Annotated in this window: 25 protein-coding genes and 1 tRNA gene; 4 read left to right on the plus strand and 22 right to left on the minus strand. The window is 37.1% G+C overall.

Features of this window, described 5'->3' with window-relative positions; all coding sequences use genetic code 11:
* On the minus strand, positions 1 to 410 hold a 410-nt coding region (locus OCV67_RS00005), incomplete at its 3' end, for a leucine-rich repeat protein (protein WP_178084936.1).
* A gap of 470 nt (positions 411 to 880) precedes the next feature.
* Here OCV67_RS00005 and OCV67_RS00010 point away from each other — a divergent pair.
* Positions 881 to 1,027 (plus strand): hypothetical protein, encoded by a 147-nt coding sequence (locus OCV67_RS00010; protein WP_178084937.1) that lies wholly within the window; start codon positions 881 to 883, stop codon positions 1,025 to 1,027.
* A 240-nt stretch (positions 1,028 to 1,267) separates the two neighbouring features.
* Here the strand turns inward: OCV67_RS00010 and OCV67_RS13680 are convergent, their stop codons facing one another.
* The 6 genes from OCV67_RS13680 to OCV67_RS00035 form a co-directional block, all read right to left on the minus strand.
* The gene (locus tag OCV67_RS13680) at positions 1,268 to 1,489 is read right to left on the minus strand and encodes a DUF6485 family protein (protein ID WP_394802673.1); all 222 of its coding nucleotides are present in this window, start codon (positions 1,487 to 1,489) and stop codon (positions 1,268 to 1,270) included.
* A gap of 16 nt (positions 1,490 to 1,505) precedes the next feature.
* The gene (locus OCV67_RS00015) at positions 1,506 to 1,916 is read right to left on the minus strand and encodes a GlcG/HbpS family heme-binding protein (protein WP_262644097.1); all 411 of its coding nucleotides are present in this window, start codon (positions 1,914 to 1,916) and stop codon (positions 1,506 to 1,508) included.
* Positions 1,917 to 2,029: 113 nt separating this feature from the next.
* The gene (locus OCV67_RS00020) at positions 2,030 to 2,932 is read right to left on the minus strand and encodes a helix-turn-helix domain-containing protein (protein WP_147641806.1); all 903 of its coding nucleotides are present in this window, start codon (positions 2,930 to 2,932) and stop codon (positions 2,030 to 2,032) included.
* Positions 2,933 to 3,297: 365 nt separating this feature from the next.
* A complete protein-coding gene (locus OCV67_RS00025; RefSeq protein ID WP_178084938.1) occupies positions 3,298 to 3,813 on the minus strand; it encodes a DUF2262 domain-containing protein in 516 nt (171 codons plus the stop codon).
* Between the two features lie 273 nt (positions 3,814 to 4,086).
* Positions 4,087 to 4,656 carry a DUF305 domain-containing protein gene (locus OCV67_RS00030; protein ID WP_147641808.1) on the minus strand — a complete coding sequence of 190 codons (570 nt, stop codon included), beginning with the start codon at positions 4,654 to 4,656 and terminating at the stop codon, positions 4,087 to 4,089.
* A 194-nt stretch (positions 4,657 to 4,850) separates the two neighbouring features.
* Positions 4,851 to 4,939 (minus strand) — tRNA-Ser (locus OCV67_RS00035).
* Between the two features lie 173 nt (positions 4,940 to 5,112).
* On the opposite strand from OCV67_RS00035, the gene OCV67_RS00040 reads away from it, so the two are divergent.
* Positions 5,113 to 6,129 (plus strand): D-alanyl-D-alanine carboxypeptidase family protein, encoded by a 1,017-nt coding sequence (locus tag OCV67_RS00040; protein WP_147641809.1) that lies wholly within the window; start codon positions 5,113 to 5,115, stop codon positions 6,127 to 6,129.
* 66 nt (positions 6,130 to 6,195) lie between these two features.
* Here the strand turns inward: OCV67_RS00040 and thrB are convergent, their stop codons facing one another.
* The 11 genes from thrB to OCV67_RS00095 all read right to left on the minus strand — a co-directional run bounded on the left by thrB (position 6,196) and on the right by OCV67_RS00095 (position 15,472).
* A complete protein-coding gene (gene thrB, locus OCV67_RS00045; RefSeq protein WP_147641810.1) occupies positions 6,196 to 7,083 on the minus strand; it encodes a homoserine kinase in 888 nt (295 codons plus the stop codon).
* 100 nt (positions 7,084 to 7,183) lie between these two features.
* Positions 7,184 to 8,551: a TrpB-like pyridoxal phosphate-dependent enzyme gene (locus OCV67_RS00050; protein ID WP_178084939.1), complete on the minus strand. Its 1,368-nt coding sequence runs from the start codon at positions 8,549 to 8,551 to the stop codon at positions 7,184 to 7,186.
* Positions 8,552 to 8,655: 104 nt separating this feature from the next.
* Entirely contained in the window at positions 8,656 to 9,057 is a 402-nt protein-coding gene (gene atpC / locus OCV67_RS00055; protein WP_147641812.1) for an ATP synthase F1 subunit epsilon, read from the minus strand.
* Entirely contained in the window at positions 9,057 to 10,451 is a 1,395-nt protein-coding gene (gene atpD / locus OCV67_RS00060; protein WP_147641813.1) for a F0F1 ATP synthase subunit beta, read from the minus strand. The genes atpC and atpD overlap by 1 nt, the downstream gene beginning before the upstream one ends.
* Positions 10,452 to 10,496: 45 nt before the next feature.
* Positions 10,497 to 11,369 carry an ATP synthase F1 subunit gamma gene (atpG, locus tag OCV67_RS00065; protein ID WP_262644103.1) on the minus strand — a complete coding sequence of 291 codons (873 nt, stop codon included), beginning with the start codon at positions 11,367 to 11,369 and terminating at the stop codon, positions 10,497 to 10,499.
* Between the two features lie 68 nt (positions 11,370 to 11,437).
* On the minus strand, positions 11,438 to 12,952 hold the full coding sequence (gene atpA / locus OCV67_RS00070; protein ID WP_147641814.1) for a F0F1 ATP synthase subunit alpha: 1,515 nt from the start codon (positions 12,950 to 12,952) through the stop codon (positions 11,438 to 11,440).
* Positions 12,953 to 12,970: 18 nt separating this feature from the next.
* Positions 12,971 to 13,501 carry an ATP synthase F1 subunit delta gene (gene atpH / locus OCV67_RS00075; protein WP_147641815.1) on the minus strand — a complete coding sequence of 177 codons (531 nt, stop codon included), beginning with the start codon at positions 13,499 to 13,501 and terminating at the stop codon, positions 12,971 to 12,973.
* Positions 13,498 to 13,995, minus strand: coding sequence for a F0F1 ATP synthase subunit B (locus tag OCV67_RS00080; RefSeq protein ID WP_147641816.1), 498 nt, complete (start codon positions 13,993 to 13,995; stop codon positions 13,498 to 13,500). Before OCV67_RS00080 ends, atpH begins: the two co-directional genes overlap by 4 nt.
* A 36-nt stretch (positions 13,996 to 14,031) precedes the next feature.
* Positions 14,032 to 14,286 (minus strand): ATP synthase F0 subunit C, encoded by a 255-nt coding sequence (atpE, locus tag OCV67_RS00085; protein ID WP_147641817.1) that lies wholly within the window; start codon positions 14,284 to 14,286, stop codon positions 14,032 to 14,034.
* Between the two features lie 68 nt (positions 14,287 to 14,354).
* Positions 14,355 to 15,089 carry a F0F1 ATP synthase subunit A gene (locus OCV67_RS00090; protein WP_147641818.1) on the minus strand — a complete coding sequence of 245 codons (735 nt, stop codon included), beginning with the start codon at positions 15,087 to 15,089 and terminating at the stop codon, positions 14,355 to 14,357.
* Entirely contained in the window at positions 15,089 to 15,472 is a 384-nt protein-coding gene (locus OCV67_RS00095; RefSeq protein ID WP_147641819.1) for a hypothetical protein, read from the minus strand. Before OCV67_RS00095 ends, OCV67_RS00090 begins: the two co-directional genes overlap by 1 nt.
* 412 nt (positions 15,473 to 15,884) lie before the next feature.
* Here OCV67_RS00095 and OCV67_RS00100 point away from each other — a divergent pair, with 412 nt between their 5' ends.
* Both OCV67_RS00100 and OCV67_RS00105 read left to right on the plus strand, forming a co-directional pair.
* A complete protein-coding gene (locus tag OCV67_RS00100; RefSeq protein ID WP_147641820.1) occupies positions 15,885 to 17,741 on the plus strand; it encodes a hypothetical protein in 1,857 nt (618 codons plus the stop codon).
* 15 nt (positions 17,742 to 17,756) lie between these two features.
* Positions 17,757 to 18,143 carry a DUF3783 domain-containing protein gene (locus OCV67_RS00105; RefSeq protein WP_147641821.1) on the plus strand — a complete coding sequence of 129 codons (387 nt, stop codon included), beginning with the start codon at positions 17,757 to 17,759 and terminating at the stop codon, positions 18,141 to 18,143.
* Between the two features lie 172 nt (positions 18,144 to 18,315).
* Here OCV67_RS00105 and OCV67_RS00110 read toward each other — a convergent pair whose 3' ends face one another.
* From OCV67_RS00110 to OCV67_RS00125, 4 genes are read right to left on the minus strand one after another with little or no spacing between them, the layout of a single operon-like run.
* Complete coding sequence (locus OCV67_RS00110) at positions 18,316 to 18,684, minus strand: zinc ribbon domain-containing protein (RefSeq protein WP_147641822.1); 369 nt, start codon at positions 18,682 to 18,684, stop codon at positions 18,316 to 18,318.
* A 12-nt stretch (positions 18,685 to 18,696) separates the two neighbouring features.
* On the minus strand, positions 18,697 to 19,128 hold the full coding sequence (locus tag OCV67_RS00115; protein WP_147641823.1) for an ACT domain-containing protein: 432 nt from the start codon (positions 19,126 to 19,128) through the stop codon (positions 18,697 to 18,699).
* A gap of 14 nt (positions 19,129 to 19,142) precedes the next feature.
* Positions 19,143 to 20,444 carry a phenylacetate--CoA ligase family protein gene (locus tag OCV67_RS00120; RefSeq protein WP_147641824.1) on the minus strand — a complete coding sequence of 434 codons (1,302 nt, stop codon included), beginning with the start codon at positions 20,442 to 20,444 and terminating at the stop codon, positions 19,143 to 19,145.
* Between the two features lie 12 nt (positions 20,445 to 20,456).
* Positions 20,457 to 21,029 (minus strand): indolepyruvate oxidoreductase subunit beta, encoded by a 573-nt coding sequence (locus OCV67_RS00125; protein WP_147641825.1) that lies wholly within the window; start codon positions 21,027 to 21,029, stop codon positions 20,457 to 20,459.
* Between the last annotated feature and the right edge of the window lie 13 nt (positions 21,030 to 21,042).

The raw sequence follows: 21,042 nt of genomic DNA on the forward strand, positions 1-21,042 counted from the left end.
AAACAACAGGAATCCATTCTTTGTATAGTATTCGGAATAGAAATATATGTTAAATTACTGCATTTATAAAAACACATTTGACCAATGTTTTGAATTCCTGAAGAAATATAAACTCGTTTAATTGTACTATTCTCTCTGAAAGCATTTTGACCTAAACTTGTAACGGTATATGTTACACCATTGTTAGTGATCGTAGATGGAATAGTAAGATATTCTGATGAGCCTGTGTAACCTGTTATTGTTGCAGTTGTTCCTGAAACAGTGTAAACAAATCCTGAACTGGTCGTTTCCGCACTGGCTGATATTGATAGATTCTTAAATACAAGAATACTATCATTTGATGTAATTGAAAATGCAGCAATAAAAACAATGGAAAGCAAAGCGGATATAATTTTTTTCGTTTTTTTCATAATGATTCTCCTTAAATTAATTTTTTTAAGCATGCTTATAAACACATTATATACCAATAATTTACAAAAATCAACATATAAATATAAAATTAATCAAATATTTACATTATGTCTATATTTTGTATAAATATAAAGTGTAAAATATAAATGTAGTTTATGACTGTTTACCATCTTCTCATTATAAGTCCCCACTTGACTTATTAAGTTCAAGTGGGGATTTTAATTTTTAAGACTTTATGTTGTATATCTGACAGAGCGATAAAGGTCACATTTGAAATGTTACCTTTTGTAAAAACATCAAAAGCCCGGTTATTCACCGAGCTTTAATGTGTGGTAGGTAAAGTGTAAATTTGTTTTTAGGTACACATGGAACAGTGTGAAAGCCTAATTGAAAAAATTATAGTAAAGAATCAAACAAAGTTTGAATTTAACTTAATTGGTGGTATAAATTTTACGGAGAAAATAATTAAGTGAAGAATGGAATTGAAAAAATGAAGAAAAACCGAAATATTCCCTTTGGATATACCATGCAAAAGGGGGAAATAATAGCAGAACCTACAGAGAGTCAAGCGGTTAAGGATATATTTATCCTTATTTTTGACGAAAAGAAAGTATGATAAAAATGAATAAGCCGAAATAGCGGTATAACCGCTGTCTGCCGGAGATGGTTTACCGGGACTGAAGAGTTAGACCGAAAAGAAGGTGAATGTAATGGAACTGGAAAAATTCAAGTATGAAGTGAGGCTTCAGGTTTTAAGATTGAGCAAAGCTTATGACGGAAACTGCTGAGGACGAGAGTATAAAAAAGAGCCGCAGATTCAACATAAAATTGTTTCTACGGCACTCACACTGTTGATCTACGTATAATCTTTTTTGCAGTTAATGACCATCTGTGCAAAATCTTCTAATGAATCACCATTTCGTTTCTCTGCATTCGAGGTGAGATTAAAAAAGCAATTTGGTATTTCTTTCAAACGCAGATTTTTGCTAATACATGGGGCGCAACCCTTGTTATGCTTTGTAGGGTGTAAGGGGCAATTCAAATTTTCGCATGTGCAAAACGGACTGATATTCCCCATTAATACTGCCTCTATTTTAAGCGGTCAACTTTTCAAAGACAGATACAACATACTCGGCAATATCGCAATCTTGTGTCTCTGAACCACCGCCGACACCGATCCCGCCGACAATTTTACCATTCACAAACAAAGGATAGCCACCGGCAACGAGAGTGATTCGTGGGTCATTTGTTTGAATTGCCATAAGCGGAGCGCCCTCTGCGGCAGCACCGGCTACATCTTTTGTTTTACATTGTGTTACAGCGGCGGTATAAGCCTTGCCCGGTACGAGTGTGATACTCAGCACCAGAGCCTCGCCGTATCTACGATATGCCCTCGGAAGTCCGTTTTCATCGCTGATTGCAAAGCTAATGTCAATACCTAACTCTTTGCTTTTTTCCCTCGCAGAAGCACACAGCTTATCGCACAATTCGTCTGTTAAAATCATTTGAGATTCCTCCATACTTTTAGATTGATACGAGAAATAATATTTCTCTATACCAATTATAGTATATCAGAACACTATGTACGATTGCTTGCCTGCTTCTATGAAAAACTTGCCTATTTCTTTAAATGCTTTTGAATATTCAAAATATCCTCTTTCGGTGCAGCCCTGAAAATTCTTCGATAGTCCCGGATAAATTGTGATAAACTTTCGTAGCCGACTTCAACGGACGCTTCCGTAACATTCTTGCTTTCGTCCAGCATAAGCCGCCTTGCTTCTGTAAGTCGCAGCCGTTTTTGACATTGCAGCGGACCCATGCCAACTGCACTTTTGAACTTTTGGTGAAATAACGATACGCTCATATTCTGCCTCTTCGCTAAATCTTCTACTGCGAAAGAGTTATGAAAATTTTTCTTGATCCAACTGTTCGCCTGATAGATTTTCTCTGCCTGTCCGATACCTGCAATACTTTGAATAAACTGCTTTCCACAGGAGCCGCAAAGGACATAATAGGTAATTTCCTGCATGATATTCTTTCGGATAAATTCTGAGGGAAAGGTTTGGTGGTTCATTACAGAAAAAAGTCTGCTGACAGATTGAAGTACCTCGCTGTCTGATAAAGTCATTTCTTGTTCTGATAACTGTTCAGACATAATTCGTTCCGTAAGTTCGTTTTCTAACTGTAAAATTGTATGAATGATATCACTCGGAAAAAACTCAATAGAAATTGCCAAAAAATCCTGCTGCTCTGAAAAAGCAAGCACTGTCCCGGATAAGGGGGTATCAATTTTCGATACAGAATACTGTCCGGCCATATAATCCATAATTCCTGATGGGGTGTAAAGTCTTAACATTCCATCAAGCACAATGTAAAGATACGGATTATCCGTTTGGGGCATTTCTATTCTTTCGTCAGTGAAACGGTAAACTTTTACGGCTGATATCTTTGGATGATTTTCACCATCCATAAAGAAACGAGTGCGCAACTCGTTTTGTAATTCTTTAATAATATTCTCCATATTTCCTCCGTTCAGTTTTAAGTCTGCTGATTTAATTTTAGCTGCTTTCTTGTATCTAACGGCTTTTCTTCCTTTGGGAATCAGTCAATCGAATCAACCTTATATCTATATTATACTTCGTTTTTACGTAGGATACAAGCGTGCGGAGTTTTTTGTGGTTTAAGCCTTTGCAAGTAATGAGTATTTTACCGCCGTGCTATCCTGAAAATCGTGATAACAATAGCCTGAAATTAACAAAACGGCAGGGATTTTGTTCCTGCCGTAAAACTTGTTAGGGTATGGAAAAACCGCATAAACACTGTGTCTATGCGGTTTCTCAACGAGGAATGCATTTAATGTGTAAAATGAGAATAATATTTCAAAAATTATCCCTGTAAACCACATGATATAATTTCTCCTGAAATATTTGCAGTGATTCCTAAGCCATGATCAGTAAACATTTCGTCTAAATTATAATCAAAGTAAACTTCTCCGTCTGGGTATATCCACATAAATCCAAGTGATATTCGATTGATAAATTCGTCTTTGGTGATGGTTTGAGGTAAACTATCATTGTTATTTTCGTCATTTCCCCATATCTCGATCATTCCGTTATCATCAGAAAACTCATCTGCACCATATTGTCTAAGCTTTTTATCCCACTCAGTGGCATTTTCAGCAATTTTGCAGAGAATTTCTAATGACTTGTCAGCCATAAGTGACTCTGTGCTGCTTGTATGCAATGAAACGTCAACAATATCATCAAGCCAATTTATTTTGCCATCAAAAACTACTCCATTTTTTCCGAATTTATGTGATGTGAATATACCATACTTGCTCTCTATAACAATTGATTTATGCTTTGTCTTTGATCTAGACTTAAATAAACTGAATATTGACATAAAAGTTCCTCCAATTAAATTTTTTTGTAGTTCAAGTTTGCAATGTATCATAATACGGGAATTTTGTTACTGCTGTAAAACTTGTTAAGGTATGAAAAATCCGTATAAACACTGCGTCTATGCGGTTTTCCGATGTTAGAAGCACATGAAAAAGATATTTTAGCGTTTTTAGCGGAGAGATTTAAACCCTAAGTAACACGCAAAAAAAATTGGCAGTGGCAGAGAGCCGCTGAGGTGTACACGAGCGATGATACTAGGCAATTTATTGACTTACTAACAGCCGAGGCATCGAAGCAAACGCCGAATCTCCAGCACCCCTTTTTCCTGCGACGTAATAATGGCTTGCAGAATAGAGTCAAGTTCCGGGCAGATGGGATACTGAAGCACATTCTTTGACATCTTAATAGCGCCTTGATGGTGTGGGATCATTTCCCTCATAAAGTCCGCATTTATATTATTGTCGGAGCAGGCATTGCACATTTGTGAAAACATTGTTTGCGTAATTTGGCGGAACCGTCTGTCATATAGGCACAGATCCTGTTCCGAGTTTGAAAGCCGTGCACAATGAGACAAGACTTTTTGCATGTTTTCAATACTTTTGGTTTGTTCATTTATGATATTTTGCGCGATATGCTGCAAAGGGACAAAGGTAGTAAACTGCAGAAGATTTTCCGACATTTCGATAGCTGCCCGGTGATGCGGGATCATCTGCACGATAAAATTATGGGATAAGCTGTTTGTAAGTTCCGCATTGGTCATCCCTTCGATCATTTCATCGAGTATTTTATAGAAACGGCATAAATAATTTTTGGTAACATCGCTAAACTGTTGAATGCAACTCATTCAGTATTCCTCCTATTCTTTCATAGTTTATGCACTGAATGTAAAATATGTGATTCTGAAAATATGCCGCCTATGGTTAAACAGCAACAAAGGCGTGGTGTAATCTTTTTCTAAAAAGAAGACGCTGAGGAATAAGCATGCCGGTGACTTTGGTAAAAAAAGTCGGAGCAAACGATATAAAACTTGCTCCGACATGGCGGAAGCGGTGGGATTCGAACCCACGAGCCCGTGAGGACTACCTGATTTCGAGTCAGGCCCGTTATGACCACTTCGATACGCTTCCATATTAAATTTTAAGTAAGGAGAGTAAGAATAATTCAATGTCGCTCCGCAATAAAAATATTATAACATAAAATGAAAAAAAAATCAAGAATTTTTTTCTGAACTCTTGACTATAACTGTACTACATGATACAATACAATATAGGAATATAATTGAGTATAAAAGAGGCAAGAAATGAAAAAGGAAACAAAAAGAGCAAATAGTACTATATTTTGGCTTTTAATAATGATCGTATTGCTGCTTATTATAGCTTTCGGCATAACTTTACTTACTAAAAACACTGAAACTTCTGCCGGAAGTAATAATATTGAAGCTTCTGACAATAACAGTGAATCGATAGCAGAATCGGAAACATATGAAACTGAACCGTCTGCTGAACCGGAAACAGAACCTTTAGCTGAACTTAATATATATGATTCTGAAATTTACAGTGATACTGCGTTGCTTATAAATCTGAACGGTGAAATTCTATACAGTAAAAATGGAAGCAAACAAATATATCCGGCATCTTTAACAAAAATTATGACTGTGATTGTAGCGTTGGAAAATATAAATTATCTTGATGAAAGCGTTGTGATCCCGGGAGATATATTTGATTATCTGTCCTCTGAAGGAGCGTCGACTGCCGGATTTTCCGCATATGAAAGCGTTACATACAGAGATTTGCTTTATGGTGCTCTGTTATCCTCAGGAGCTGAATGCTGTTTGACTTTGTCTTCTTACCTTGGGGGTTCTGAAGAAATGTATGTACAGATGATGAACGAAAAAGCAGTGGAATTGGAAATGAATAATACGCATTTTACAAATTCCATAGGTCTTCATAATTACAATCACTATTCTACTGCTGAAGATATTGCAAAGCTTTTAATTTATGCACTTGATAATGAAGAATTTCGTGAGATTTTTACAAGTCAGAGTTACTATACCGAAACAGATTATCAGCCTTATGGCATAACGCTCAGTAGTACAATGTTTTCAGAACTGGATTCAGAATACTTTACTGGCGGAGTTTTCCTGGGAGGTAAAACCGGATATACAAGTGAAGCCGGAAATTGTCTTGCTTCACTGGCAAGAGTAAACGGAAAGGAATATATACTGATTACAACAGGGGCAGAAAGTTCTGATTACATGGGTTCGCTGCGTATTGCCGATGCGGTAAATATTTATGAAACACTTGCAAAAAATACATAAATAAAAAAGCGGTTTTTACCGCTTTTTTATTTTTATTCATACAGTAGACAGGCAGTGAGAATTAGGTCAACACACCTTAGTACCGTCATTATCAATATGAAATTCTCTTACTTCCCATCCGGTCAATCCTGCATTATCGAGAGAAAACTTCATTTTTCCGGCAAAATATGTATTATTTTCATCTACAATTGCCACAATTGTCGGTCCGGCGCCGCTTATATATGAAGCATATGCTCCATGATTATACGCAATATCAAATACTTCTCTTGCATTCGGAATAAGCTCCATTCTATAGGGCTGATGCAGCTTATCATGCACACCGGTTCTCAGATTTTCAAATTTACCTGTCAGCAGCGATGCTGAAAACAATGCGGCTCGGGACAGATTATAAACAGCGTCTTTATGTGAAACCTCTGTTGGAAGGCATGCCCTTGCTTTTTCAGTTTTCAGTTCAAAATCCGGTATAATTGCCGCAAATTTAAGCTTGGTATAAACTTCCTGTTTGACCCAATGTACTTTTTTACCGTCAAATACAGCAGTTACAATACCGCCTAGCAAAGCGGGAGCCGTATTATCAGGATGTCCTTCAATTTGCGCTGCAAGATCAACAAGATCGTCCGCTGTAAGCGGATTTCCAAGCAATGTGTTTGCACCCACAAGTCCTGCAACAATACATGCTGAGCTTGAACCAAGTCCTCTTGCCATAGGTATATTATTTGTCTGGCGGATTTTTAATCCGTTTATTTTTTTGCCGCATACATTAAACAGATCCTTAGCGGAAATATATATCAGATTATTTTCATCAACAGGAACTTCTACATCATCAAGAGAAGAAATGTCAATTTTATCAGATTCTTCCATTTCTACGTAATTATAATAAGTTAATGCAAGACCAAGTGCGTCAAATCCTGCACCAAGATTTGCTGATGTTGCAGGAATTTGTATTTTAATCATATTATTTTGACTCCATTCGTGTAATATATAATAATATTCTATCATATTTCAATATTTTTTTCAATATAAAAAGTGTCCGTTATAACGGACACTAATTTTATTAGATCTTTGGAAGCTTGTTAATACTATCTTCCAGTTCCTTATCAGTCGGAATATAATCTGACATAGCTCCGTCATTATACTTCTGATAAGCAACCATATCAAAATAACCAGTACCGGTAAGTCCGAACAGAATAGTTTTTTCCTCTCCGGTTTCTTTACATTTCAGCGCTTCATCAATCGCTACTCTTATAGCATGACTGCTTTCCGGTGCAGGAAGAGTTCCTTCAATTCTAGCAAACATAGTTGCTGCATCAAATACAGAAGTTTGTTCAACTGATCTTGCTTCTATCAAACCTTCATCGTATAATTCAGAAACAACACTGCTCATGCCGTGATAACGCAATCCGCCTGCATGATTAGCTGACGGAATAAAACCGCTGCCAAGAGTATACATCTTTGAAAGCGGACATACCATTCCCGTATCGCAGAAGTCATAGGCATATTTGCCTCTTGTCATTGAGGGGCATGAAGCAGGTTCAACAGCAATAAATTTATAATCTGCCTCGCCTCTGAGTTTACGTCCCATAAATGGTGAGATCAGACCGCCGAGATTTGAGCCGCCACCTGCACAGCCGATAATAACGTCAGGTTTAATATCATACTTATCACATGCTGCCATTGATTCAAGTCCTATAATTGATTGATGAAGCAGAACCTGAGATAATACTGAACCCAGTACATATCTGTAACCCTCGCTGGAAACGGCAGTCTCTACAGCTTCTGAAATTGCACAGCCCAGTGAACCTGTTGTACCTGGGAATTGTTCAAGAATTTTTCTTCCTACATTTGTAGTATTTGAAGGCGACGGTGTAACAGAAGCTCCATAGGTTCTCATTACTTCACGTCTGAAAGGTTTCTGTTCATAAGATACTTTAACCATGTAAACCTTACAGTCAAGGTCAAAATATGAACAAGCCATCGACAAAGCAGTACCCCATTGTCCTGCGCCTGTTTCAGTAGTTACACCTTTAAGTCCCTGCTTTTTTGCATAATATGCCTGAGCGATAGCGCTGTTAAGCTTATGACTTCCGGAAGTATTGTTACCCTCAAATTTATAATAAATTTTTGCCGGTGTATCTAAGGCCTTTTCAAGAAAATATGCACGTACCAACGGTGACGGACGGTACATTTTATAAAAGTCACATATTTCTTCCGGAATGTCAAAATAAGGAGTTTCGTTATCAAGCTCCTGTTTTGCCAGTTCTGTACAGAAAACTCCACTCAGTTCCTCAAGGGTCATTGGTTGTAACGTACCGGGATTTAAAAGTGGTGCAGGTTTAGTTTTCATATCTGCTCTGACATTATACCATTGCTTTGGCATTTCATTTTCATCAAGATAAATTTTATATGGGATTTTATTTTCCATTAATTTCATACCTCGCAATCAAATTTTTATATCTAATTTTAACACTATTTGTGCATTTTGTCAATAAGTAAAAATCGGCGAATTATTCCGCCGATTTCATAATATTACTTCATTGATGAAATTTTAATTCTATTCAATGCACGTTTTAGCTTTAATTCCGCCAAACGATGTTCAAAATCACTCTTGCTTTCATTAAGCCTTTTCAATGCATTTTCCTGAGAACGCTTAGCCCAATCCGGATCAATATCTTCTGCCCATTCAGCAGCCATTGCCAGAATAGTTACAGCTTCCTTTGAAACCTTGAGCGCTCCTCCTGAAATTGCCGCAACTTTAAATTTGCCGTCTATTTTTACACGAAAAGGTCCGGCTGGCAAATCTGCAACATAATTTTCATGACCTGCCAAAATACCGATATCGCCCTCAGTAGTACGGACAATAATCTGTTCTGTTTCTTCATCAAAAAAAACTTTTTCAGGTGTAATAATTTTTAATTTAAAAGACTTCATCAGCTTTCACCTTTTTTAGCCTTTTCAATTGCTTCGTCAATAGTACCTACAAACAGGAATGCAGATTCCGGAAGATCGTCATGCTTTCCTTCGATAATTTCTTTAAATCCTCTTATAGTTTCCTTGATAGGTACATATTTACCCTTCATACCCGTAAACTGTTCTGCAACAGTAAACGGCTGTGACAGGAATCTCTGAATTTTTCTTGCACGGTTAACCGTCAGCTTATCCTCATCGGAAAGCTCGTCCATACCCATAATCGCAATAATATCCTGAAGCTCCGTATAACGCTGAAGAATTGTCTGAACAGATCTGGCAACTTCATAATGCTCATATCCGACTATTTCAGGAGACAGAATTCTTGAATTACTCTCCAGCGGATCAACTGCCGGATAAATACCCAAAGACGAAATTTGTCTGGAAAGTACAGTTGTTGCATCCAGATGAGCAAAAGTCGTTGCAGGGGCAGGGTCAGTGAGGTCGTCAGCCGGCACATATACTGCCTGAACTGATGTAATTGAACCCTTATTTGTTGATGTAATACGTTCCTGTAATGCACCCATCTCCGTAGCCAGCGTCGGTTGATAACCAACGGCGGAAGGCATACGTCCCAGAAGTGCTGAAACCTCTGAACCTGCCTGAGTAAAACGGAAAATATTATCAATAAATAATAATACGTCCTGACCTTCAACGTCACGGAAATATTCTGCCATAGTAAGTCCCGAAAGACCGACTCTCATTCTGGCGCCCGGCGGTTCGTTCATCTGACCGTAAACCAGAACAGTTTTATCAATAACTCCGCTTTCTTTCATTTCATTGTAAAGATCGTTACCCTCTCTTGTACGCTCACCAACACCGGTAAAAACGGAAATACCGCCGTGCTGATTTGCAACGTTGTTAATAAGTTCCTGAATAAGTACTGTTTTACCTACTCCGGCGCCTCCGAAAAGACCGATTTTACCGCCTTTAAGGTAAGGGGCGATAAGATCTATAACCTTAATCCCTGTTTCAAGTACTTCACTTGAAGCTGTTTGTTCTTCATAACTCGGAGCTTCTCTGTGAATGCTCCATTTTTCCTTTGTTTCAACAGGAGCCCCTTCGTCAACAGGTTCTCCAAGCAGATTAAAAATTCTGCCCAAAGTTTCCTTACCGACCGGTACTTTAATCGGCGAACCGGTATCAATTGCCTCCATACCTCTGACCAGTCCGTCAGTACTGCTCATAGCGATACATCTTACAATATCGTCGCCTATGTGCTGTGCTACTTCAAGTACCAGCTTTTTTCCCTGATTATCAACTTCTATAGCGTTAAGCAAATTCGGAAGACAATCCTTAGAGAACTGAATGTCAACGACAGCACCGATTATCTGTACTATTTTTCCGGTATTCTGCATAATTTCCTCCGTATAAAAGCGATTTAAACCGCATTAATATTTGCACTATTCCTGTGCATTTGCACCACTTACAATCTCAGTAATTTCCTGAGTAATTGCAGCCTGACGAGCCCTGTTATACACAAGTGAAAGATTGCTTATCATTTCATTTGCATTATCAGTTGCATTTTCCATTGCTGTTCGTCTTGCTGCCTGTTCAGCCGCAAATGAATCTACAATCGCTCCAAACAGAACGCCTGCTATATATCTGGGGATAAGAGAATCGAACACCGCTTCCGGCGACGGTTCATAATTTGTCAGACTGACATTGCTTCTGTCCACTTCAATATCAAGAGGAATAATAGGAATATGTTTTTCTTCCTGTACAAGAGGAGAAATACAGTCTGTATAGAACAGCTCTACTCTGTCTATTTTATCCTTATTGTAAACATCAATTATTTTATCCGCAATACTCATTGCACCGTAGATAGAAATGCTTTCAGATATATTTTCATATCTGGTCATAATTCTGAAATTTCTCTTTTCAAAATACTCAACTGCTTTTCTTCCGATCGGCAGTATTACAACTTCCGAATTCACAGAAAGCTCATCGTATCTGCTCTGAGCAAGCTTTAAAACATTTGCGTTAAAGCCTCCGGCAAGACCTCTGTCACCGCCTATAACAATCAGCAATGTGACATTATTTTTTCTTTTCCTGGTATAAATAGAATTAAATGTTGCGTCTTCTTTTACAATTTCGCACATTGTATCATACAAGGTATTGAAAAACGGTTTTGCATTATCTGCTTTTTCTTTTGCTTTTCTCAGCTTTGATGAAGCAACGAGTTCCATAGCTTTGGTGATCTGCTTGGTGCTTTCAACACTTTTTATGCGGCGCTTTATATCTTTCATGTTTGATGAAGCCATATATATCTCCATTCATGCCGCCTAGCCTGCGGGCGGCACGCCGTATTTTATCAGTGTAAACGCTTTACAGCGTATAACTATTATTTATTTGACATATATTTTTCAGTGAAATCTGAAAGCACTTCTTTTAAAGCATTTTCATTATCACTGGTTAAGTCTTTAGTTTCAGAAATTGATTTGATAATATCAGGATACGAATTATCAATATGATCAAATAATTCCTCCTGAAATTCAGATATAAGATCTACAGGAACATCTTTAAGATAATTATTTACAACTGCATATATTATAATAACCTGATGCTCTACTGTCAAAGGTGAATTTCTGTTTTGTTTTAAAACCTCCACAACTCGTTCACCTTTAGCAAGTCTTGCTTTTGTATCTGCGTCAAGATCCGAACCGAACTGCGAGAAGGACTGAAGTTCACGGTACTGTGAATACGTCAGCTTAAGCGAGGACGAAACCTTTTTCATAGCTTTGATCTGTGCAGCGCTTCCCACTCGTGATACAGAGATACCGGGGTTTACTGCCGGACGTACGCCTGAATTGAACAGGTCTGTTTCAAGGAATATCTGACCGTCAGTAATTGAAATTACATTAGTCGGAATGTAAGCGGAAACATCGCCTGCCTGAGTCTCAATAATTGGGAGAGCTGTAAGACTTCCGCCTCCGTAATTTTCATTCAGACTGCATGCTCTTTCAAGGAGTCTTGAGTGCAGATAGAATACATCGCCCGGGTAAGCCTCACGTCCCGGGGGACGTTTAAGCAGCAACGACAAAGCACGGTAAGCAACCGCATGCTTTGAAAGATCGTCATAAATGCAAAGTACATCCTTGCCTTGGTTCAGAAAGTATTCACCCATAGCGCATCCCGAATAAGGAGCGATATACTGTAACGGTGCAAGCTCCGAAGCACTGGCTGACACTACAATCGTATATCTCATAGCTCCTGCTTTTTCAAGGGTTTCAACAACGTTTGCAACAGTTGAACGTTTCTGACCGATTGCAACGTAAATACATATTACGTCCTGATCCTTCTGATTAATAATGGTATCAAGCGCAATAGCCGTTTTACCTGTTTGTCTGTCGCCTATAATCAACTCACGCTGACCTCTTCCGATAGGAATCATTGAGTCAATAGCCTTGATACCAGTCTGAAGCGGCTTATGAACAGATTTTCTTGTAATAATACCAGGGGCTATTTTTTCAATCGGTTCAGTTTTATCTGTAACGATTGTACCTTTACCGTCGATAGGCTGTCCCAAAGCGTTAACGACTCTTCCGAGAAGTTCTTCACCTACAGGAACTGATACGATTCTATTAGTTCTTTTGACGGAATCGCCTTCTTTAATTGCAGAGTCGGAGTCCAGCATAACCGCACCGACAAAATCCTGTTCCAGGTTCAGCGCCATACCGTAAATACCGCCTTCAAATTCAAGAAGCTCACCGGACATACAGTTTTCAAGACCGTGTACTGTTGCGATACCGTCGCCGACGGTAACAACTGTACCGATATCTTTAAGTTCCAGCTTGGAACTGTAATTTTTTATTTGTTCTTTAATTATACCAGTTATTTCATCCGGGCGTAAATTCATTAATACACCTTCTTCTAATTATTGTATTTTAAGCTGCTGTGCAACAGCTTCAAGTCTGCCTTTAATACTGTTATCAATCTGAGAATTACCCATTCTGAGTATAATTCCTCCGATTATAGACGGATCAACCTTTTCGTTAAGTTTAACAGTCTTTCCGGACTTCTGTTCAAGCTTTTTTATCAGTCTGGCTTTAAGATCCGGTTTTAGTGGTATGCTTGTAATTACGGTCATTTCAGTAATATTATTATGCTGATTGTAATGTTCAATAAAAGCGTCTGTTATCTTGTCGAAGTAAGATATTCTGTTTTTATCCGTAACCAGACAAATAAAGTCGTGAACCATTCCGCTTTCACCGAAGATCTTATTAATTACCTCATGCTTTTCCGTTTTCAGGATTACAGGAGAACTAAGAAGCTTGACAAGCTGCGGATTTTCATCAAAAATTTCACGGCACTGTTTCAGCTCAGAGCAGACATTTTCTAAACTTTCCGATTCAAGACTTAGTTCAAAAAGCGCCTGAGCATATAATTTTCCTACGTCGCCCGTCATTTCAAATCACCCACATTTTCAATAAAGTCATTGATAAATCGTTCGTGATCAGCTTCGGTAATTTCCTTTTCAACAACTTGCTGTGCCACTAAAACTGCAAGCTCAGAGATTTCTCCCCTTAGATCATTCTGCGCACGTTTCTTTTCTCTTTCAACATCTTCACCGGCTTTTGCCAATATTGCGGACGCTTCGCTTTTTGCATCGGAAATGATCTCATCTGAACGCTGCTGCGCTTTTTTGGATGCTGCTTTGATCATTTCAGCGGATTCTTCTTTTGCACCTTCCATTAATCCGGTATACTCAGATTCTAAAGATTTAGCATGCTCCATAGCTTCATCAGCCTTTGCGTATGTTTCAGATACGTCGTTTTGACGCTCGTCTAAAATCTTATACACTCTTCCGAACAGAAAATGCTTAAACACCCAGACAAGAATCAGCAAATTGCATATTGTAAAAAGTATCGTGCCGATGTCGATGGATAAAAATTCCAGCATTTATATTCCTCCAGCTTTATTATTTTATTTTTCAGCTTAGAGTTTACCCAAAAACGGATTGATGAACATAAGTATAAGCGCTACAACGAAAGCATAAATACCTGTAGATTCTGCAACCGCACAGCCTATAAACATTGTTCTTGTTACTGCTCCTGAAGATTCAGGCTGTCTGCCGATAGCTTCACAGGCTTTACCTACTGCAAAACCTTCGCCTATACCAGGACCAATACCGGCAATCATAGCCAGTCCTGCGCCGATAGCCGATGCTGCTAATACTATTGCTTTTTCCATAATTTACTCCATTTCTCCTCCGGATTGAATTAAACTAAATAAATTCACCTCTTCCGGGGCAGAGGCAATTAATCTTCTGTTGTTTTTGCACTTGCAATATAAATCATTGTAAGCATAATAAAAATAAATGCCTGCATAAATCCTGAAAACAAATCAAAATACAGTGACAGTACTGCCGGAAGTCCAATTGTAAAAATCGGAATATCACAGTAAAGCGCAGTTGAAAGTCCTGTAAGAGCAAAATAAATAAGGGTAGTAATAATCATACCTCCGGCAATGTTTCCGAAATGACGGAATGACATAGACACCGGCGTTGAGATCTCGCTTACAATATTCAGCGGATTAATAAAGCTTTTTAAATATCCGCCAACTCCGTTCGCCTTGATTTTAGCTGCTTCAATCATTACAAAGCTCATCAAAGCCCAGCTCAGCGTAGTACTGTAATCAGCCGTTGTAGATCTCAGACCTATCAGGCTTACCAGACTGCCGAATATTGATGAAGCAAACAGTGCGGCAATATACGGTCCAAACGATTTATAACCTTTACCCATTGTATCTTTAACAAGATTATCTACAGTTTCAACAATAAATTCCGCTATTACCTGTCGTTTCTTTTCAGGTTTTTTCTTCATGTTATGAGTCAAGAAAAGTACAAGGAGCGTTAATCCAATAACAATACCCCAGCTTATAATTATTGTTTCAGTAATATTAATGTTAATACCAAACAATTTGAAAGAACAAGCTATTTTAGGACCGCCTACTTCAACTTCTTTTACACCCTGAAAAAAATCAGACACTTTCATTAAGTCTTTCCCCCTTTCCCGAATAATGTTTTTCCCGCATAAATCAGTTTAGGATAAAAATAAGGAATAACCGCACCGATGGTGCAAGACAGTTCAAAAAACATCGTAACGGAAATTAATGCCATAATTATAAACATTCTGGCAATGTATCCGCCGAACATTCTGCTGCTGCTCTTTATTCCTCCGCTTTTTACAATTTTGTTTACTGACATATTCAGCAGAAAAAGATTAAAAAGCATACCGGATGTTCCCAGAAGTAATCCGGCTGCCATTGAAAAGGTAAAACCAATAAATACAACTGAAATCAGGTATGCCGCTAAATTCAAAAATAACGATCTAATAAAAATAAATAATAATTCTTTTTTCAAATCCTCTTTTTCCAAAAGCGTCCTCCGATTTATAATTTTACCCTTTTTATTTACAATTATTATTATAACATATTTTTTTTAAAAATCAATAAATTTTTTTCTTGTATTTACTTTTTATTATGTTCAAACTACATATTTAACAATCGTAATTTTCATTAAAACTCTTACATTTTTCACGAAATTTGCAATGAAAATGGCTGCTAATTTAATTTCATAAAGTATTTGATTGTAAATATTATTAATTTTTATTTAGTATATCAGTTAAAATTTGTGTAAAATAAGAAAATTTATTTAAATGTAGAAATTTAATTGAATTTTTCATTATTATAGTATAAAATAATATTATAAAACGAACCGCAGTATGTTACATACGCTTTAAGGATGTAATATGCATTTTTATTTATTTTTGGACAGAATGGAGAAAGTAATGAATACTTTTGACAGATTTTATAAAAAAACAGTAATACCAATTCTTTTTATATATGTTTTATCATATATTGTCTGCTATAATGTCATCGCTTACGATACTTCGATTGAAAATGGAATATATATTATTTCTGATGCAAACGACCTGCAAAGCTTTGCTGAATATGTGTCAGACGGACATGCCGGTAGTAATGCAAAATTAATTGATGATATTGATTTATCAGATATATGCAGTCAGACGACTGAAGGCTGGATTCCTATAGGTTCCGAATCTGAGCCGTATACGGGTACATTTGACGGTCAGGGTTACTCAATAAGCGGTCTTTACATTAATTGCTCGCTTAATTACTGCGGATTATTTGGAAGTCTTGAAGGAACGGTCAAAAATCTTTCAGTTGAAGGCGAAATAAAAACATCATCAGGCAGTGCCGGAGGTATTGCAGGATATAACGGAAATGCGGGAATAATTGAAAATTGTATATTTATCGGAAGTACCTGCGGCAGCATTTATTCATGCGGTATTGCAGGAAGCAACTATTCAAACGGTCTGATATCAAATTGCTGTGTGAAAATGCAGGCAAACGCAACGATAAATCAATACCCTATATCAAGTCCGGATGGCGGCGGACGTTTTAAAAACTGTTATTATAATGATGAACTGAACGACGATGGCATATCAAGAACCACTTCAGTATCCTCATATGCTTTTTCATCCGGAGAGCTTTGCTGGCTTTTAAATAACAGTATCGGTAAAACAATATGGTATCAGGATATAGACTGCGGAACAGAAAATGATTATCCGATTCCGTCACCGAGATTCCATGAAGTTTATAAAACAACGTATTGCACATCTGAAGACACTTATTATTCAAATTATAATATGATTCACCATAATTTTTTGTCGGACAAATGCAGTGAATGCGGATTATCCGGTATAACCACTGAAAGCGCCAGCATAATTTTAAATGATTCTATAGATATGAAGTACTATTTAACGGTAAATAATCCTGATTATTTAGACAATAACATTGCTTTATGCTACTCATACGATAATGATAATACTGACTTGTCAGTATTATGCAAAAATGAATATAATAACATTTTCTCAGCTGTTATACCGTGTAAAACAGATAAAATGAACAGTAATATTTATACTCAAGCTAAAGTATTAGAAAACAATCAAATAATATATAAGGATAATTTCTCAACCGAATATTCCATACTCAAATATGCCGATAATATACTGGAAGATACAGACGGCATATACAGCAATGACTGCAAAGTGCTGATTCTTAACATACTTCGATACGGAAGTGAGATACAAAAGTATTTTTCAAATGATAATACTATGGAAAATATTATAAATGATGAATACATACGCTTTTTTGAACAATATGATGTAACTTGTGCCGATGCTGATAATCCTGATTTATCTTACCTTTTTCAGTCTGCCGATTCTCCGCATACGTCTATTGATTCAGTATATCTTACGGTTGATTCAAAAATTACTATAAATATAAAGGTAAAGGCAGAGTCTACAGGATATTTTCTTCAATTTACTGATACAATAACAGGTGAAAGCAGAACAATACCTCTTGTTCAGACAAGCGAATCAGGTAAATACCTTGCTAAAATTAAAGATGTATCTGCTGAAAGTCTTTTGCATGACTTTACATTAGCTGTTATAGATGAAAATAATAATGTTTTAAGCCATACTTTAGGATATAATATTGAAAAATATATTTATGCAGTAGAAAATTCAAGTAATGAACAGATAAACAAAGCTTCAGACGTATGTCTTGCTTTGCTGGGATATGCACGGTCAGTAAAAAATTACTGTGAAAATTTAAACAGTTAAAACGGAGAAAAAACTATGAAATCAAGAATAAAAAAAGAATCACCGCTTTTGATAGGATACATGATAAAAGAAAACAAAATCGAAGTGCTTTCTAAAATAGCATACGCTGTGAAAGCAACTTTAAAGCTATACTCAAGAGAGTCTGCCGGGGAAAAAATTGGATTTCTTGCAGGTTTTACCGGATTTGAAAAATCTGGTAAAATCCCTCAAAGCATTAATGAAGACGAATGTCTTATAATATCTGGATTTAATAATAAAAGTATTGATAAGCTTTTATATGAACTGAGATTGAATAATATTACTTTTCCGCTTAAATGTATTGTAACTCAGCATAATCAAAGCTGGACGCTTAACAATTTAATTGAAGAACTGAAAAAAGAACATAAACAAATGAATAGGTAAGTTGTTTAAAAGTAAAATATAAGAAAAAAAGTAAAGCCCGGTAAATAACCGGGCTTTTGATATATAATTTTGCAGTAAAGATAAGCGGAAACTGTGTACAGTTTATTCTGTACACAGTTTTCTTAGCTCATTAGATTTAATTTTTTAGAGTTTTTATTTATTATGCAGTTAATCAGTCAAAATCTTCGTCACCGCTTGGAAGCTTTGCGCCGCAAACACCACAGAACTGGAACTTTTCCTGTACTTCTGCCTGACAATTCGGGCATATTTTAAAGCCCTTCATTGTTTGAAGTTCAAAACGCATTTTCTTGATTCTTTTTTTTCTTGTTTCGATATCATCACAGTAGGCTTTAAGTTCATCAACTTTATCAGGTGTTTTATAGTATGTTTTACCAATGTCAGTAAATATTTCCACGATTCTTTCTTCCTCGTACAGAATCTTTCTTTTCAGATTACTCGTGTCTGACATGTTTTTTGTTTTTTCATTTACATTTCTGCTGGCGCTGCTTGCTGCTTCTCCGATTTTATTTAAGATTCCCATGATCTTCCTCCATTACATATCATAAATTTCTTTGCTAGTAAGTAATTTGATACCTGCTGATGTCAGTACATCTGCCGCCCTTTGATTATCTGCAACTCTTAGTATAACATAAGCAATGTCTTCAGATTTACTTACAAAAGCATACATATATTCAACACTTATAGCATTATTGTAAAGTGTATTCATAACAACTGAGAGTCCGCCCGGTTCGTCTGATATTCCAACTGCCAGAACATCTGTTATTGTAACTGTACATTCTGCTCCTTTGAGTACGTTACACGCTTTATCCGGGTCATTGACAATAAGTCTGAGTATACCGAAATCTTTAGTATCAGCAATGGAAAGCGCTCTGATATCAATATCGTTTTGTTTAAGAATATTGGTAATATTACTAAGTCTGCCGGGTTTGTTCTCAACAAAAATTGAAATTTGTTTAATTAACATAAAATCATCTCCCTTTATTTACGTTTATCAATAACTCTTATTGCCTTACCTTCGGTACGTTGAATTGTTTTAGGTTCAACCAAACGGATTTTTGCTGCAATACCCAGAGTAGACTCAACTGCTGATTTAATAATTTTTTCCTGATCCTCAAGACTTTTTACAGTATCAGAGAACATTTCCGGAGAAATTTCCACTTGAATTTCGAGGGTATCGGTATTATTAACTCTGTCGACAATCAATTGATAATATGGAGCTGTATTACCTAATTGTAAAAGGACACTTTCAACCTGTGACGGGAATACATTTACGCCTCTGATGATGAGCATATCATCGGATCTTCCGGCAGGCTTCATCATTTTAATAAGTGTTCTGCCGCATGAGCATTTTTCACGCTTTAGTATTCCTATATCTCTTGTTCGATATCTCAGAAGCGGAAATGCTTCCTTGCTGATACAGGTAAATACTATTTCGCCCTGTGTGCCTTCAGGCAGTACTTCTCCAGTATCTGGGTCAATAGTTTCTGCTATAAAGTGGTCTTCGTTTATATGCATACCGCTTTGTTCGCTGCACTCAAAAGCAACGCCGGGACCAATAATTTCAGTAAGACCATAAATGTCCAGTGCTTTTAATCCCAGTTTTTCTTCAATTTCATGACGCATTTCTTCTGTCCATGGTTCAGCACCGAATAATCCTGCTTTAAGCTTTATATCGTCTTTGGTAATGCCCATTTCTTCCATTGTTTCGGCAAGGTACAGTGCATATGACGGAGTACAGCAAATATATGTAGAACCAAAGTCTTTTATAATATTTATCTGTCTGTTTGTATTGCCTGTAGAAACAGGAATGACGGTCATTCCTACCTTTTCAGCTCCTCCATGAAGTCCCAGACCGCCGGTAAAAAGTCCATATCCGTAAGAAACATGCATAAAATCTTTATTTGTTGCGCCTGCTGCCGTCAGTGCTCTTGCGCAGCATTCCGACCACACGTCAAGGTCATTCTGAGTATATCCTACAACAATTTGCTTTCCTGTAGTACCGCTTGAAGCATGAACTCTTACAACGTCTTCCATAGGAACGGCAAATAAACCGTACGGGTAGGTATCTCTCAGATCCTGTTTCATAGTAAATGGTAATTTTTTCAAGTCCTCAACACTGTGAATATCATCGGGCGTTACTCCTGCTTTTTCCATTCTTTCACGGTAATAGGGGACATTATTGTAAACCTTTCTCACTGTCTGAGAAAGTCTGAAGCTTTGCAGTGCTTTCATTTCATCTTTTGTAGCGCACTCCATGTTTTCATTCCAGTATCTTTCCATTGGTAAAGCTCCTTATATATTTTTTCCTAGATCAAATGCTTTTAGATTGAGTTCAAGAAACCTTTCGGGAACACAGTTTTTTATTGCTTCTTTCCATACACTTTCATCAAAACTCATCTTTGATGCAATGAGTCCCATAAGAACAACGTTTGAAGTCTTAGCATTACCTGCTTCTTCAGCAAGAGCCAATGCGTCTGCGGCTATAATATCAATGCCCAGATTTTTTATTTTTTCTATAATATTTTCAGGATACTTTGCTGCTCCAGTAATTACTGGCATAGGGTCGAGAGTTTGTGTAGAAGTAATCAAATGGCCTCCTTTTTTTAGATATGAGATCCATCTTGCTGCTTCCAGCAGTTCAAATGAAACTATAATATCAGCTTCACCTTTTTCAATTACAGGAGAATAAACCTTATCGCCGTACTTTACGTATGTAACAACAGAACCTCCTCTTTGAGACATTCCGTGAACCTCGCTGACCTTCACATCAAATCCCTGTGACAGCAGAACATTTCCGATAATTCTTGATGCAAGCAGACTTCCCTGACCGCCGACTCCGACAATCATAATTGATTTTGTTTCCATTTATTTTAAAACC

This window comes from Porcipelethomonas ammoniilytica (assembly GCF_025567485.1).
Lineage (GTDB): Bacteria > Bacillota > Clostridia > Oscillospirales > Ruminococcaceae > Porcipelethomonas > Porcipelethomonas ammoniilytica.